This is a genomic window from Devosia lacusdianchii, from assembly GCF_022429625.1.
Taxonomy (GTDB): domain Bacteria; phylum Pseudomonadota; class Alphaproteobacteria; order Rhizobiales; family Devosiaceae; genus Devosia; species Devosia lacusdianchii.
This window is the reverse complement of sequence record NZ_CP092483.1, coordinates 1,258,106-1,271,442: the sequence shown is the minus strand read 5'-3', so window position 1 is coordinate 1,271,442 and position 13,337 is coordinate 1,258,106. Positions and strand designations below refer to the sequence as shown.

The 13,337-nt window shown below is 63.5% G+C and carries 9 protein-coding genes; 5 read left to right on the top strand and 4 right to left on the bottom strand.

The window, feature by feature from the left end:
- Positions 1-21 precede the first annotated feature (21 nt).
- Positions 22-864, top strand: coding sequence for an adenosylcobinamide-GDP ribazoletransferase (locus MF606_RS06200; RefSeq protein WP_240232939.1), 843 nt, complete (start codon positions 22-24; stop codon positions 862-864).
- Between the two features lie 80 nt (positions 865-944).
- Positions 945-1,631: a retropepsin-like aspartic protease family protein gene (locus MF606_RS06195; RefSeq protein WP_240232938.1), complete on the top strand. Its 687-nt coding sequence runs from the start codon at positions 945-947 to the stop codon at positions 1,629-1,631.
- On the opposite strand, the gene dusA is transcribed toward MF606_RS06195, so the two are convergent.
- Positions 1,628-2,668: a tRNA dihydrouridine(20/20a) synthase DusA gene (dusA, locus tag MF606_RS06190; RefSeq protein WP_240232937.1), complete on the bottom strand. Its 1,041-nt coding sequence runs from the start codon at positions 2,666-2,668 to the stop codon at positions 1,628-1,630. The two genes, MF606_RS06195 and dusA, sit on opposite strands and share 4 nt — an antisense overlap.
- Before the next feature lie 59 nt (positions 2,669-2,727).
- Positions 2,728-4,350, bottom strand: coding sequence for an ABC-F family ATP-binding cassette domain-containing protein (locus MF606_RS06185; protein ID WP_240232936.1), 1,623 nt, complete (start codon positions 4,348-4,350; stop codon positions 2,728-2,730).
- Between the two features lie 297 nt (positions 4,351-4,647).
- On the opposite strand from MF606_RS06185, the gene MF606_RS06180 reads away from it, so the two are divergent.
- Entirely contained in the window at positions 4,648-6,009 is a 1,362-nt protein-coding gene (locus MF606_RS06180) for an FGGY-family carbohydrate kinase (RefSeq protein WP_240232935.1), read from the top strand.
- 77 nt (positions 6,010-6,086) lie between these two features.
- Positions 6,087-7,388 carry an NAD(P)/FAD-dependent oxidoreductase gene (locus tag MF606_RS06175; RefSeq protein ID WP_240232934.1) on the top strand — a complete coding sequence of 434 codons (1,302 nt, stop codon included), beginning with the start codon at positions 6,087-6,089 and terminating at the stop codon, positions 7,386-7,388.
- On the opposite strand, the gene MF606_RS06170 is transcribed toward MF606_RS06175, so the two are convergent.
- Entirely contained in the window at positions 7,363-8,277 is a 915-nt protein-coding gene (locus tag MF606_RS06170; protein WP_240232933.1) for a DMT family transporter, read from the bottom strand. The genes MF606_RS06175 and MF606_RS06170 overlap by 26 nt on opposite strands.
- Before the next feature lie 270 nt (positions 8,278-8,547).
- Complete coding sequence (locus MF606_RS06165; RefSeq protein WP_240232932.1) at positions 8,548-11,070, bottom strand: beta-mannosidase; 2,523 nt, start codon at positions 11,068-11,070, stop codon at positions 8,548-8,550.
- 255 nt (positions 11,071-11,325) lie between these two features.
- Here MF606_RS06165 and MF606_RS06160 point away from each other — a divergent pair, with 255 nt between their 5' ends.
- On the top strand, positions 11,326-13,305 hold the full coding sequence (locus MF606_RS06160; protein WP_240232931.1) for a putative bifunctional diguanylate cyclase/phosphodiesterase: 1,980 nt from the start codon (positions 11,326-11,328) through the stop codon (positions 13,303-13,305).
- Positions 13,306-13,337 lie beyond the last annotated feature (32 nt).

The following is a 13,337-nucleotide window of genomic DNA, read 5'->3' as shown; positions in this document are numbered from 1 at the left end:
GTAGAACGAGGCCAAAAGCAATTGACCGAAGAGCAGCCCAGGGACGCCATCAGCGCCGATGCACTCGATCCCAGTCGCCCGGCCCCGGCCACAGGTGGGATCGGGCTCAAGGACGACTTCATCATGGCATTGCGGTTCTTCTCGCGGCTGCCAACGGGATCGTCGCCCCATCAGCCGCCGGAGCTGGGCCGCATTGCCATGGCGTTGCCGCTGGCGAGCGTGGCTATCGGCATCGGGCCGGCTCTGCTGCTGATCGGCGCGACGCTGATCGGGCTGCCCACCTACTTCGCCGCTGCCCTGGCCGTGGCGGCCATGGTGATCGCCACCGGTGCCATGGCCGACGACGCATTGGCCGATGCGGCCGATGGGTTATTCGGCGGGCAGACGGTCGAACGCCGGCTGGAGATCATGAAGGATAGCCGGCACGGCACCTACGGCGTTGCGGCGCTGAGCCTGTTCATCCTGCTGCGGGTGACGGCTTTGGGCGCCGCGGCCGCGATCAATCCCTTGGCTGCTGCGGCGGTGTGGCTGGCTGCCAGCATTGTCGGCCGCTCCGGCGCCCTGTGGCTGGCAGTGGCGCTGCCACCGGCCCGGACTAATGGCGCCGCGGCGACAGCGGGCGCATTGTCCCCCGCCGGATTCGCTGTGGGCGCGGTGTTCGCCGCCGTGCTGCTGTTCGTGCTGGGAGCGCCGGCAACCAACCTCGTCGCCATTGGCCTCGCGGTGCTGCTCGCGGCCGCGGTCATCGCGGGATGGACGGCGACTTGCCGCCGACTGGTGGGCGGGCAGACCGGTGACCTGATCGGCGCTTTGGGCGCGTTGGCCGAAGTCGCCGTGCTCACGGCTCTGCTACCTTTCGTCTGAGGGTGCGGATTGGCCTTGAAATTGCCGCGCGCAATGCCTTTATCGAGGAATGAGCGAGGCATTTAGCAAAGGCGCAGACCATGATCTTCATCGGCATTGCGCTGCTTATCGCAGTCGGGCTGGCGCTGCTGATCAGCGCCGACGCCGGCAGCCTGGTTGGCCTGACCCAAAACCAGACGGCGCAGCTCATTCCGCTATTGGTCATTCTCATCGTCTTTGCCGGTGGCCTGTTCACGCGTCGGCGCAAAGCATCGGAGCTGCTGACCAGCATCCTGCTCTGGGTCGGCATTTTCGGGGTGGCGGCGCTGACTTATGCCTATCGTGACGAGATCGTCGGCGTGGCTGGCCGGGTGGCGGGCGAGTTGCAGCCGGGCGTGGCGATGGTGGATGCCGAGCAGGGCACGGCGACGTTCCGGCGCGGCATTGGCGGCCATTTCGAGATCAATGCGACCGTCAACGGCCACACCACGCCCATGATCTTCGACACCGGCGCAACGGCCGTCGTGCTGACCATCGCCGACGCCAAAGCGGCGGGCATCGATACGGACAATCTACGCTTCACCATCCCGGTTTCGACAGCCAACGGCACCGGGCGCGCGGCGCGGGTGAACCTGGCCCGTATCGAGGTTGGGGGCATTGCGCGTAAAGGTATCCCGGCCTTTGTCACCGAGGAAAATGCGCTCGATACGAGCCTGCTCGGCATGACGTTCCTGGAAACGCTGAGCCGCTACAGTGTGACCCAGAATTCGCTGGAACTGGCCGATTAACTCGCTTCGGCCAGGCGCGGGCGGCTGACGGCTTCGAGCGCGCGGAACATCACACTGGAATCCGCGCCGGGCTTGCAGGCATCGACGCTCATGATCTGGCGGAACTGGCGCGCGCCGGGCAGCCCATTGGCCAGGCCCAGCATGTGGCGGGCGATATTGTTGATACGCACGCCTTCGGCGGCCTGGCGATCGGCGTAGGCGGCCATGTCCTGCATGATGGCTTCGAGGGTCACCGGCTCGCCGGTGGCGCCAAAGAAGCGGCGATCGACCTCGGCCAGCAGCATCGGATTGTGATAGGCGGCACGGCCCAGCATGACGCCATCCACATGCGCCATTTCGGCTTCGGCCACGTCGAGCGTTTCGAGGCCGCCATTGATCATGACAGGCAACGGCGACAGACGCGCGCGCAGGCGATGCACACGGTCATAGTCCAGCGGCGGGATGGTGCGGTTTTCCTTGGGCGACAGGCCTTTGAGCCAGGCCTTGCGGGCGTGGACATAGAGCGCGTCAACCCCGGCCGCGACCATGGTATCGGCGAAGCGATCGAGGCTTTCCTCGGTATCCTGATCGTCGATGCCGATGCGGCATTTGACGGTGACGGGGCGATCGGTGACGTCGCGCATGGCGCGGACGCATTCGGCGACGAGGTCGGGCTCGGCCATCAGGCAGGCACCGAAGCGGCCCGACTGAACGCGATCGGAGGGGCAGCCGACATTGAGATTGATCTCGGCGTAACCGGCATCATGGGCAAGCCGCGTCGCCGCCGCCAGCTCGGCCGGGTCGGATCCGCCTAGTTGCAGGGCTACAGGCTGCTCGACGGCATCAAAGCGCAGGTGGCGATGGGAGTCGCCGTGCACGATGGCGGCGCTGGTGACCATCTCGGTGAACAGCAGCGCTTCGCGGGTCAGGAGGCGATGGAGAAAGCGGCAATGGCGATCGGTCCAATCCATCATCGGCGCAACGGAAAAACGGCGCGACCGTGCGATGCCCGAAGGGCTGAGCGTCGAATTGCTCTCGATGGTTGCTGCCAAGTCCATGCGTCACTCGATCATGCTTATGCGCTGCCTTCTAGCGCAAATCCGGTGGCGCCGCCAAATCAACTGCGCAGGCCGGGGGCTTCGTGGCCGGTGCTCTGGACGTACTCGGTGTAGCCGCCACCGTAAACGTGAACGCCTTCAGGGGTCAGCTCGAGCACGCGATTGGAGAGCGCGGCGAGGAAGTGGCGATCATGGCTGACGAAGAGCATGGTGCCCTCGTATTGCGACAGCGCGCTGATCAGCATTTCCTTGGTGGCGATGTCCAGGTGGTTGGTCGGCTCGTCAAGGACCAGGAAGTTCGGCGGATCGAACAGCATGATCGCCATGACGAGGCGGGCCTTTTCGCCGCCTGACAGAACCCGGCACTTCTTGTCGATTTCGTCACCGGAGAAACCGAAGCATCCGGCAAGCGCACGGAGCGGAGCCTGACCGGCCTGCGGGAAGCTGTCCTGCAACTGTTCGAAGACGGTGCGGTCGCCATCGAGAACGTCCATTGCGTGCTGGGCGAAGTAGCCCATCTTTACGCTGGGGCCGCGCGCCACGCTGCCCTTGTCGGGGTCGGCGGCGCCGGCCACGAGCTTGAGCAGGGTCGACTTGCCGGCGCCGTTGACGCCCATAATGCACCAGCGCTCGCGGCGGCGGACATGGAAATCGAGGCCATCATAGATGGTCTTGCTGCCGTAGCTCTTGTGGACGTTCTTGAGCAGGGCGACGTCTTCGCCGGAGCGTGGCGGCGCGCGGAATTCGAACTCGACGACCTGGCGGCGCTTGGGCGGCTCGACCTTGTCGATCTTGTCGAGCTTCTTGACCCGGCTCTGCACCTGGGCGGCGTGGCTGGCGCGGGCCTTGAAGCGGGCGATGAAGGCCAGTTCCTTGGCGAGCATGGCCTGTTGCCGCTCAAACTGGGCCTGCTGGTTCTTGTCCGAAATGGCGCGCTGCTGCTGATAGAATTCGTAATTGCCGGTGTAGCTGGTCAGCGAGCCGGCATCGATCTCGATGATCTTGGTGACGATGCGGTTCATGAATTCGCGATCGTGCGAGGTCATGAACAGAGCGCCGGTATAGTTCTGGAGGAAGTCCTCCAGCCAGATCAGGCTTTCGATATCCAAATGGTTGCTCGGCTCGTCGAGCAGCAGTGCATCGGGGCGCATGAGCAGGATGCGGGCCAAGGCCACGCGCATCTTCCAGCCTCCGGAGAGCGCGCCGACATCGCCATCCATCATCTCCTGGCTGAAGCCGAGGCCATCGAGGACTTCGCGGGCGCGGCCATCCAGCGAATAGCCGTCGAGTTCTTCGAATTGATGCTGGATCTCGCCATAGCGCTCGATAATGGCATCCATCTCGTCGGCTTTGTCGGGGTCGCCCATGTCGGCTTCGAGAGCGCGCATTTCGGCGATGATGGCGCTGACCGGGCCGGCGCCGTCCATGACTTCGGCGACGACGCTGCGACCGGACATCTCGCCGACATCCTGGCTGAAATAGCCGATGGTCATGCCGCGATCGACGGAGACCTGGCCTTCGTCCGGCTGCTCCTCGCCGGTGATCATGCGGAACAGGGTGGTCTTGCCCGCGCCGTTGGGGCCAACAAGGCCGATCTTCTCACCGCGCAGCAGCGACGCCGACGCTTCGATGAAGACGATCTGCTTACCGTTCTGCTTGCTGATATTTTCGAGACGAATCATGGGCTACCCACCTGGCGAAAAGCGCCGAGGACGGCGGCCATCAAAATCTGACGTCCCTAAAGCATTGGTGACGGTTTGGCGCAAGGGTCGCGGACGATGGGGAGGGTTGCGTCGCGCAGTGTCATTCCGGCGCAGGCCGAATCCATACGGCGAACCACCCATACGCTGGTTGTTGCGGATGACCACGGACCTGGTTTCCGGCCTGCGCCGGGATGACATCGGGGATATGGTTGTTCTGGAGCCAAAGCAGCTAACATGTTAGCGGTGGACAAGCCCAATTCTCCGAGCGCCAATGACATGCCCCTGCCCCGTTCCATCGCCGTCATCGACATCGGCAAGACCAATGCCAAGGTGGTGCTGATCGATAGCGCAAGCCGGCAGCAGGTGGCGGCGCGGAGTACGCCCAACACGGTGAAGCGCGAGGGGTTGTACCCGCATGCCGATGTCGAGCGGCTGTGGGATTTCCTCGTGGCCAGTCTCGGCAAATTGCATGAGGAGCATGAGATCGAGGGGATTTCGATCACCACGCACGGGGCGACTGCCGCACTGATGGCGGGAGATCGGTTGGCGATGCCGGTGCTCGATTATGAGCATCCCGGTCCGGATGAGACGGGGGCGGCTTACGCGGAAGCACGGCCGGACTTTGCCGAGAGCCTGTCGCCACGGCTGCCGAACGGGCTCAATCTCGGCGCACAGATTTTCTGGCAGAGCCGGACGTTCGTGTCGGCATTTGCCAGGGTGACCACTGTACTGACCTACCCACAGTACTGGGCCTGGCGGCTGACTGGCGTGATGGCGAGCGAGGTGACATCGCTGGGATGCCACACCGATCTGTGGGCCCCCCAGCGCTCGGACTTTTCGTCGCTGGTGACGGAGCAAGGCTGGCGGGGGCTGTTCCCAGAAGTAAGGCCGGCGGCCTCGGTGCTGGGCACGGTTCTGCCTGATGTGGCGGCGGCTACGGGTCTTCCGGCCGACACGCCGGTTACCTGCGGCATCCACGATTCCAACGCATCGCTGCTGCCGCATCTGGGCGCGCATGAGGCGCCGTTTACGATCCTTTCGACGGGGACATGGGCAATCGCCATGACTGTTGGCGGGGATACCGGGGGACTGGACCCAGCGCGCGACAGCCTCGCCAATGTGGATGCCTATGGACGGCCCGTGCCGACGGCGCGGTTCATGGGCGGGCGCGAGTTCGACATGCTGGCGCCGGGCGCAGTAGAGCCAAGTGCCGGGGATATCGAGAGGGTAATCGCCGGCGATGTGCAGGCCTTGCCGAGTTTCATGCCGGGCGTGGGGCCGTTTCCCGGGTTGCAGGGTCGGTGGACCGTGGAACCGGAGACCCTGACGCCCGCCGAGCGTACCGCGGCGGTGTCGCTCTATCTGGCGCTGATGACGGAGACCTGCCTCGGACTCTGTGGACTGGGCCGCGAAATCATCATCGAGGGGCCGTTGGCGCGCAATGCGCTGTTTGGCCAGGCCTTAGCCCGTCTGACCGGCGTGAAGGTGAGCATTTCGGGGGATTCGACGGGCACCAGCCTCGGCGCCAGCATGCTGTTTGGCGGCGCTATGTCCGGGGGTTCAGGACGACCGATCGCGCCGCTGGATCACACTGGCTTCGATGTCTACGCCGAGCGCTGGCGAGCCCGGCTCCGCTAGCATTGGAGCCTTGCATCACATGGTGTTGAACGGCAGTCTCCACGCGCCTACCTGAGGGGCAGTGATGGAGGTTTATGATGGCCGCTCAAAGACATCGCGTGGTTATCGTTGGTGGCGGGTTTGGTGGTTTAGCCGCAGCCCAGAGACTGGCGGGGGCCGATGTCGAGGTCACGTTGATCGACCGGCGCAATCATCACCTGTTCCAGCCCCTGCTCTATCAGGTGGCGACAGCTTCGCTCAGCACTTCGGAGATCGCCTGGCCGATCCGCCACATTCTGCGCAAGCGCAGCGAGGTGACAACGCTGCTGGCCACGGTAACCGGCGTCGATACGGCGGAACGGACGGTGCTGTTGGAGGACGGCACACGCGTGCCCTATGACAGCCTGATCCTCGCGACCGGTGCACGGCATGCCTATTTCGGGCATGACGACTGGGAGAAGTTCGCCCCGGGGCTCAAGACGCTGGAGGACGCGACGACGATCCGGCGCAAACTGCTGCTGGCTTTCGAGGCGGCGGAGCGCGAGACCGATCCGGAGAAACGCAAGGCGCTGCTGACTTTCGTGCTGATCGGAGCGGGTCCCACCGGGGTCGAGATGGCCGGGGCGATCATCGAATTGGCGCGGGTGACGTTGGCGGGAGAGTTCCGTAGCATAGCGCCACACGAGGCGCGGGTGGTGCTAATCGAGGGCGGGCAGCGGGTGCTGGCCAATTTCAAGCCGGAGCTGTCGGAATACACGCTCAAGGCGCTGCGCGACCTGGGTGTCGAGGTCGAATTGGGCGCAGCGGTGACCGAGGTCGACGCCCAGGGCGTGGTCTATGGCGGCAAGCGACTTGATGCCGCGACGATTATCTGGGCGGCGGGTGTGCAGGCGTCGCCGGCCGCGAAATGGCTGGGCGTCGAGCCGGACCGGGCGGGGCGCGTCAAGGTCGAGGCCGATCTGACGGTGCCTGACCATCCGGAGATTTTCGTCATCGGCGATACTGCGACCATCACAATGCCGGACGGGAAGCCAGTGCCTGGCGTTGGCGATGGGGCCAAGCAGGGCGGCAAACACGCCGCGGCGGTGATCAAAGCGCGGCAAGCAGGTAATGCCAGCAAGCTGCCGTTTCGCTACAAGCATGCTGGCGATTTGGCGACGATCGGCAAACGGGCGGCGGTGATCGATTTTGGCTCGTTCCAGCTCAAGGGTTGGATGGCCTGGTGGGTATGGGGCCTGGCCCACATCTACTTCCTCATCGACACCAAGAACCGGCTGGCCGTCGCGTTGAGCTGGCTGTGGATCTATCTCAGCGGGCAACGGAGCGCGCGGTTGATCACGCAAGGCAATGCGGAGCATCTGGGGACGAAGCCCGCTAACGTTCCTCCGCGATCGGCGTAACTGGTCGCGAGAGTTCGCGCTCGCGCAGCCAGATGTAGAGGCCGCTGGCGATGACGATCGGGGCGCCGATATAGAGCCAGAAATCGGGCGCCTGACCGAAGACCAGCCAGCTTGAGCCAGCCAGAAAGATGATCTGGAAATAGGCGAACGGGGCCAGCGCCGAGGCTGGGGCGAGGCGGTGGGCGATCGTCGATAGCTGGTGAGCCAGGTAGCCGGCAATGCCGATGCCGAAAAAGGCGACCCAATCGGCGGGACGCTGTGGCCAGGTCCAGTTGGCGAAGGCGAATGGCGTGAGCGCAATGGTGGCGATGATGGCGCCGTAAAATTGCTGGGTGGCGGTCGAGTCGACACCGGCCAGACGGCGCGTCAGCAGGAAATAGAAGGCCGAGAAGAAGGCGCCGGCCAGGCACAACAGTGCGGCGGGATGGAAGGCATCGGTGCCCGGACGCACGATGATCAGGATGCCGATGAAGCCGACGCCGATGGCGGTCCAGCGCCGCCAGCCGACATGTTCGCCGAGCAGCGGAACCGACAGGGCGCAGAGGATCAGCGGCATGGTGAAGGCGATGGAGCCGGTGACGGTCAGCGGCAGATATTGCACGGCGGTGAGATTGCAGAGCGATGAGCCGAGCAGCGCGATGGCACGCAGCACTTCGAGCTTCATATTGCCGGACCGAAGCAGTGCCTGACGCTGGGTCGGCAGGTAGACCGCGCTGACGATGCCCAGATGGATGGCGTAGCGCAGGAAGACGATCTGCATCACCGGCAGTCCGGCAAGGCCCAGCCACTTGGATGAACTGTCAATGGCAGTGAAGAGGAAATAGGCGCCGAGCACGAGGCCGATACCGAGAAGGCGGCGCTCCTCGATGGGCGCGATAGCAGAAGACATGGCAGGTCCGGATCGCCGCGAGGGAAAGGCGGCGTGGGCTTAGCGTTGGAAGATGCCGCCGGGGTTGTCAATGAGGGGGCAGCAGAAACTTGTATGGAAGCTGACTGTGGGGGTGCATCGCGGTTGCCGATGCGCCACCGGCCGTCACCCTCGGGCTTGACCCGAGGGTGTTGCACTTGCGTCGCCTGGCAAGTGTAGAGCCCTCGGGTCAAGCCCGAGGGTGACGATTGGTGGTCGGGTGGGCAACGGCGCTAACCACTGCCCGTGGTCTCAAAACGTCTCGCTCAAGTTGCGCACCCTGAGCGAGGAGACCAGTTCCGCCGCCGAGGGCGTGGCGCCGTGGCGGGGGGTGAAGGTCAGGTCCGTCTGGCGGCCCGGCAGGAGCGTAACGGCGTTGTCGGAGAAGTAGCCCGGGATATCCACCGTGGCGGTCACGAAGAGGGCCGGCTTGTCGGTGGTGAGGGTCAGCACGAGCTGGCCATCGACTTCCGACCAAGCGGCGCGGATTTTGGGTTGGACCAGTTCATAGGCCTTGTAGGGCTTGGGGAAATAGTCGTTTTCGCCCAGCAGGTTGCCCTTGGCATCGCGCCAGGAAAAGAACAGGAACTCGTCAGCGGCCAGATCGTCAAAGGGGATCGAGGCGACGGTGATGGCAGCGTCGGAACCGATGGCGGTATTGCCGGAGAAGACGACGCGATCGCCGCCGCCGATTTTCACGGCGCGGACTTCAAGCGAGATGCTGACCGGCGCGGCCGTGTCGTTGATGCCACGGAAGACGATGCTGGTCGGAGGGGCATTTTCGACCGGAGTGCCGCGGGAATTGGTCAGCACTTCGTCGGTGTGCGGCACGGCGACGACATTGACCGGCAGGAAGAAGCGCTTGGCCATATATTGCAGCAGCTTCCACTGCCCGCCGTAATCGAGGCTCGACCATGATGCCACCGGCCAGATGTCGTTGATCTGCCAGTAGAGCGCGCCCATGCAGCGCGGCTTGGTGGAGCGCCAGTATTCGATGGCGGTCTTGATGGCGAGACCCTGCTGGATCTGGCTGAGGAACACCATCTGGTCGAAATCGCGCGGGAAGCGGAAGTAGCGCGTCATGGTTTCGAGAATGCGGGCATTGCCGCCGGCATTGCGCTGGTGGTTTTCCATGACCGGGGAAGACGGGTTGCGATCCTTCTCCTCAGCGAAGGTCTCGATGACGTTCATCGAGGTGAAGGACTGGAAGCCGAATTCGGAGGCGAAGCGCGGATTGACCGTGCGATAGGCCTCGAAGGGTTTCGCCGAGTGCCAGACGTCCCAATAATGGGTGTCGCCGCGGGTATCCATCTGCCAGCCATCGGAGAAATCGAGATAGCCCATGGATGGCGAGGACGGCCAGAAACGGCGGGCCGGGTCTTCGTCTTCGACGATATTGCCGAGCATGGAGTTGAGCCGGTCGTAGTTGGCGACGTAGCGCTCGGGTGCGGCTTTGGTCTCGGGATACCAGTGCAGCGAGCCGATGACTTCATTGTCGCCGCACCACAGGGCGATCGAGGCGTGGTGGCTGAGGCGGCGGACCTGCTGGGTGATCTCGGTGCGGACGTTGTCGAGGAACGGTCGATCGGACGGGTAGCTCATGCAGGCGAACATGAAATCGTGCCAGAGCAGGATGCCGAGTTCGTCACAGAGCTCGTAGAAATAATCCGGCTCGTACTGTCCGCCGCCCCAGATGCGGAGCATGTTCATATTGGCGGCCTTGGCGCTTTCGAGCAGGTCGCGGATAACTGCTGGCGTAATGCGCGACGGGATGGCGTCGGCCGGAATCCAGTTAGCGCCCATCATGGTGATGTCGCGGCCGTTGATGCGGCACTTGAAGGTGTGGTCGATCTCGTCGGGCTCGACCACCCATTCGAGTTTGCGCAGGCCGATCTGACGGGTGGTCTTTTCGCCTTCGAGATTGGTGACGAGTTCATAGAGCGGCTGCTCGCCCTGCCCGGCTGGCCACCACAATTTCGGATTGTGGATGGTGACATTGTGGGTGAAGACGTTCTCGCCCTTGTTGACCACCAGCTTGTCCGTGATCACTTGGCCGTCGATGCTGTGCTCAAGTTCCACCTCACCGTGAGCGAAGGCGAAAAGGCGAGTCTTCAGAGTCAGTTCGACTGAAGTCTTGCCATGGGCCTGATCGACCTGGACGCTCTCCTGGCGGGCCAGGCGCGACTTGCGCAGGCTCATGGTGCCATAAACGCCGATAGGCATGATGCAGATGCCCCAGTCCCAACCCGCATGGCACGCGGCCTTGCGGATGAAGTTCATGTGGATGCCCTTCAAACCATTGGTCTGGTAATTCTTGGTGAAAGGGATCGGGAACGGATGGGCATCGGAACGCGCCTTGGCGACGTCAGGCGCGATGTCGAATTCGATGCGTAGCGTGTTGTCGCCCTCGCGCACTTTGCCAGTCACATCGATATCGTTGCGGACGAAGCTGTTCTGGGTTTTGGCGACGACTTCGCCATTGAGCAGGATGGTGGCGACGCAGTCGACCTCAGCCAGAGTCAGGGTCAGGTAGCCGTCGATGTCGGTAGCGCTGGCAGTGAAACTGCGTTCGACTGACCAGGCGGTCTCGTTGACCCACATCACGGTCTTTTCGTTTTCGCCGTAATAGGGATCGGGAATGCGGTCGGCAGCGAGAAGCGCGGCATGCACGTCGCCGGGGAGCGTGATCGGCACGGTGATATCATGGGCAGTTGGCGACGACAGCGCGAAGGCGCCCCCCAGGTCGAGGGCCGAATAGGTGTTGGGGATAGGCATGGTCGTCTCCTCGGGGCAATGCGTGCCACATTGCCAGGCTTGTTTGGTGTCTATGGCGGGATTGGTGGAACCATCTGCCGAAATCGATTGCACTCCGTTCTAGCTCGTCTCAAAATTGCTTCCAATGGGCCAAGTGGCAGTTTTGGCCTTTTGCATCGTTGCGACGGCAAAAATGGCACGAGGCGCCGGCCGGTCGTTTACACATGTATTAGGGTTTGTGCGGGTACGTTGATCGAGCGAGGGGGCTCGTAGACGATGTCTTTGCTGAACAAGGTTGTGCGGTTCTTTGCCGTTCCGGACGATCCGGAGCTGGTGCGGGCGCAGGCTCGCGCCCTCTCCCGCCAGGTTCCGCTGCTCTATGCCATGCTGCTGGCCAATACGCTGATCCTCGCCGGCACGCATCTGGACGTCGCCCCGCCACTCCTGTCGGCCTACATTCCCTCAGCGCTGAGCCTGCTTGGCATTGCGCGGCTGCTCTACTGGTGGCGCGGACGCCATCGCGTGATGGATGCGATTAGTGCCCGGAGGATGCTGACAAGCATGATCTGGGTGGCTGCGGGCCTGGCCATCGGCTTTACCGCCTGGTCCATGGCGCTGTTTCCCTATGGAGACGCCTATCGCCAGTCACATGTCGCCTTCTACATGGCCATCACCGCGATCGGATGCATGTTCTGCCTGATGCATGTGCGGGGGGCCGCGTTGATGGTGGGCGCTTGCGTGCTCATCCCCTTTGCCATTTTCTTTGCCACGTCGGGCCACAGCACCCTGGCGGCCATCGCGATCAACATGGTGTTAGTGGTGATCGCGTTGGTGGTGATCCTGCTCGGTAATTACCGCGACTTCTCCGCCCTGGTCGCCTCGCGCTCGGCGATGAGCCAGAAGCAGGAAGAAACGCAGCGACTGTCGGATGCGAATGACAGGCTGGCCAATGTAGACGAGCTGACAGGCCTGCCCAATCGCCGTTCGTTCCAGCGGCGCCTTACCGAAATGCTGGCCGAGGCCACGGCACAGGGTAAGACGATCGCGGTGGCGCGGCTGAATCTCGACAGCTTCAAATCGGTCAATGACATCTTCGGCCAGATCACCGGTGACCTGGTGCTGGCAGATGTCGCCAGCCGCATCAATGCGCTGCGCCGGCCCACGACGTTCCTGGCCCGCCTGGGGTCAGACGACTTTGCCCTGATCCTGACCGAGCCAACGGACCAGGCGTCGCTGCAGGCCTGCGGCAATGTGCTGACCGCCGCCATGCGTCCTTCGTTCGAAATGAAACTCGGGACTGTGCGCCTCTCGGCTTCGGCGGGGTTTGCGGCTTCCATGCCCGGCGATACCGCCGAAATGCTCTATGACCGCGCTGACTACGTGACGTGGGCAGCCAAGCGGGAAGCACGTGGTGACGCCAAGGTGTTCTCGGATCGCGATGCCCATGATCTGAGCCGGGTACGGCGGATGGAGCATGCACTCCATACCGCCGACCTCGATGCGGAAATCTACATCCTGTTCCAACCGCAGTTCGACATTGCCCTCAATCGCACGACCGGCTTCGAGGTGCTGGCGCGCTGGCGGAGCCCGACGCTTGGCGAGGTTTCTCCGGGCGAGTTCATCCCCCTGGCCGAACGCACAGGCATGATCTCCAAGGTCACACAGACGGTGCTGAGCAAGGCGCTCGAGGTTTCAGAGAGGCTGCCCAAGCCATTGCGGCTCTCGGTCAACCTGTCGGCGCATGACATTGGTTCGACCACTGCCGTCGAGACCATTGTGGCGCTGGTGGAGAAGGCGGGTACACCCTGCCGCATCGATTTCGAGATTACCGAAACCGCCGTCATGCGCGACATGAACCAGGCCAGCAATGCCCTGCTTGCGCTGCTCTCCCTCGGCTCGCGCATTGCGCTCGACGATTTCGGCACGGGTCATTCGAGCCTGACCCATGTGCAGAAGCTGCCGCTCGACCGCATCAAGGTGGACCGCAGCTTCGTCGCCGAGGTGTGCACCGACCCCGCGAGCCGGGCCATCATCAAAACCACGGTGGACCTCTGCCGCAACCTCGGCATTTCCTGCGTGTTCGAAGGTATCGAAAACGAGGAACAGCTGGACGCCCTGCTCGGCCTGGGCGGCACCGTGATGCAGGGCTATCTGTTCGGCCGGCCCATGGCCGAGGAGCAGGCGCTGGAGCACTTGACCGGCGAGCGTAAAGACTGGGGCGCAGCCCGCAGCCACATCTACAGCACAGCAAGCTGACCACCGGCTGCAGACGCCAGTTTTTGACAATG

What these genes read in the sequence shown, in the direction of transcription:
- MF606_RS06195 (WP_240232938.1), top strand. Translation starts at nt 945, where the DNA reads ATGATCTTCATCGGCATTGCGCTGCTTATCGCAGTCGGGCTGGCGCTG.
- dusA (WP_240232937.1), bottom strand. Translation starts at nt 2,668, where the DNA reads ATGGACTTGGCAGCAACCATCGAGAGCAATTCGACGCTCAGCCCTTCG.
- MF606_RS06185 (WP_240232936.1), bottom strand. Translation starts at nt 4,350, where the DNA reads ATGATTCGTCTCGAAAATATCAGCAAGCAGAACGGTAAGCAGATCGTC.
- MF606_RS06180 (WP_240232935.1), top strand. Translation starts at nt 4,648, where the DNA reads ATGCCCCTGCCCCGTTCCATCGCCGTCATCGACATCGGCAAGACCAAT.
- MF606_RS06175 (WP_240232934.1), top strand. Translation starts at nt 6,087, where the DNA reads ATGGCCGCTCAAAGACATCGCGTGGTTATCGTTGGTGGCGGGTTTGGT.
- MF606_RS06170 (WP_240232933.1), bottom strand. Translation starts at nt 8,277, where the DNA reads ATGTCTTCTGCTATCGCGCCCATCGAGGAGCGCCGCCTTCTCGGTATC.
- MF606_RS06165 (WP_240232932.1), bottom strand. Translation starts at nt 11,070, where the DNA reads ATGCCTATCCCCAACACCTATTCGGCCCTCGACCTGGGGGGCGCCTTC.
- MF606_RS06160 (WP_240232931.1), top strand. Translation starts at nt 11,326, where the DNA reads ATGTCTTTGCTGAACAAGGTTGTGCGGTTCTTTGCCGTTCCGGACGAT.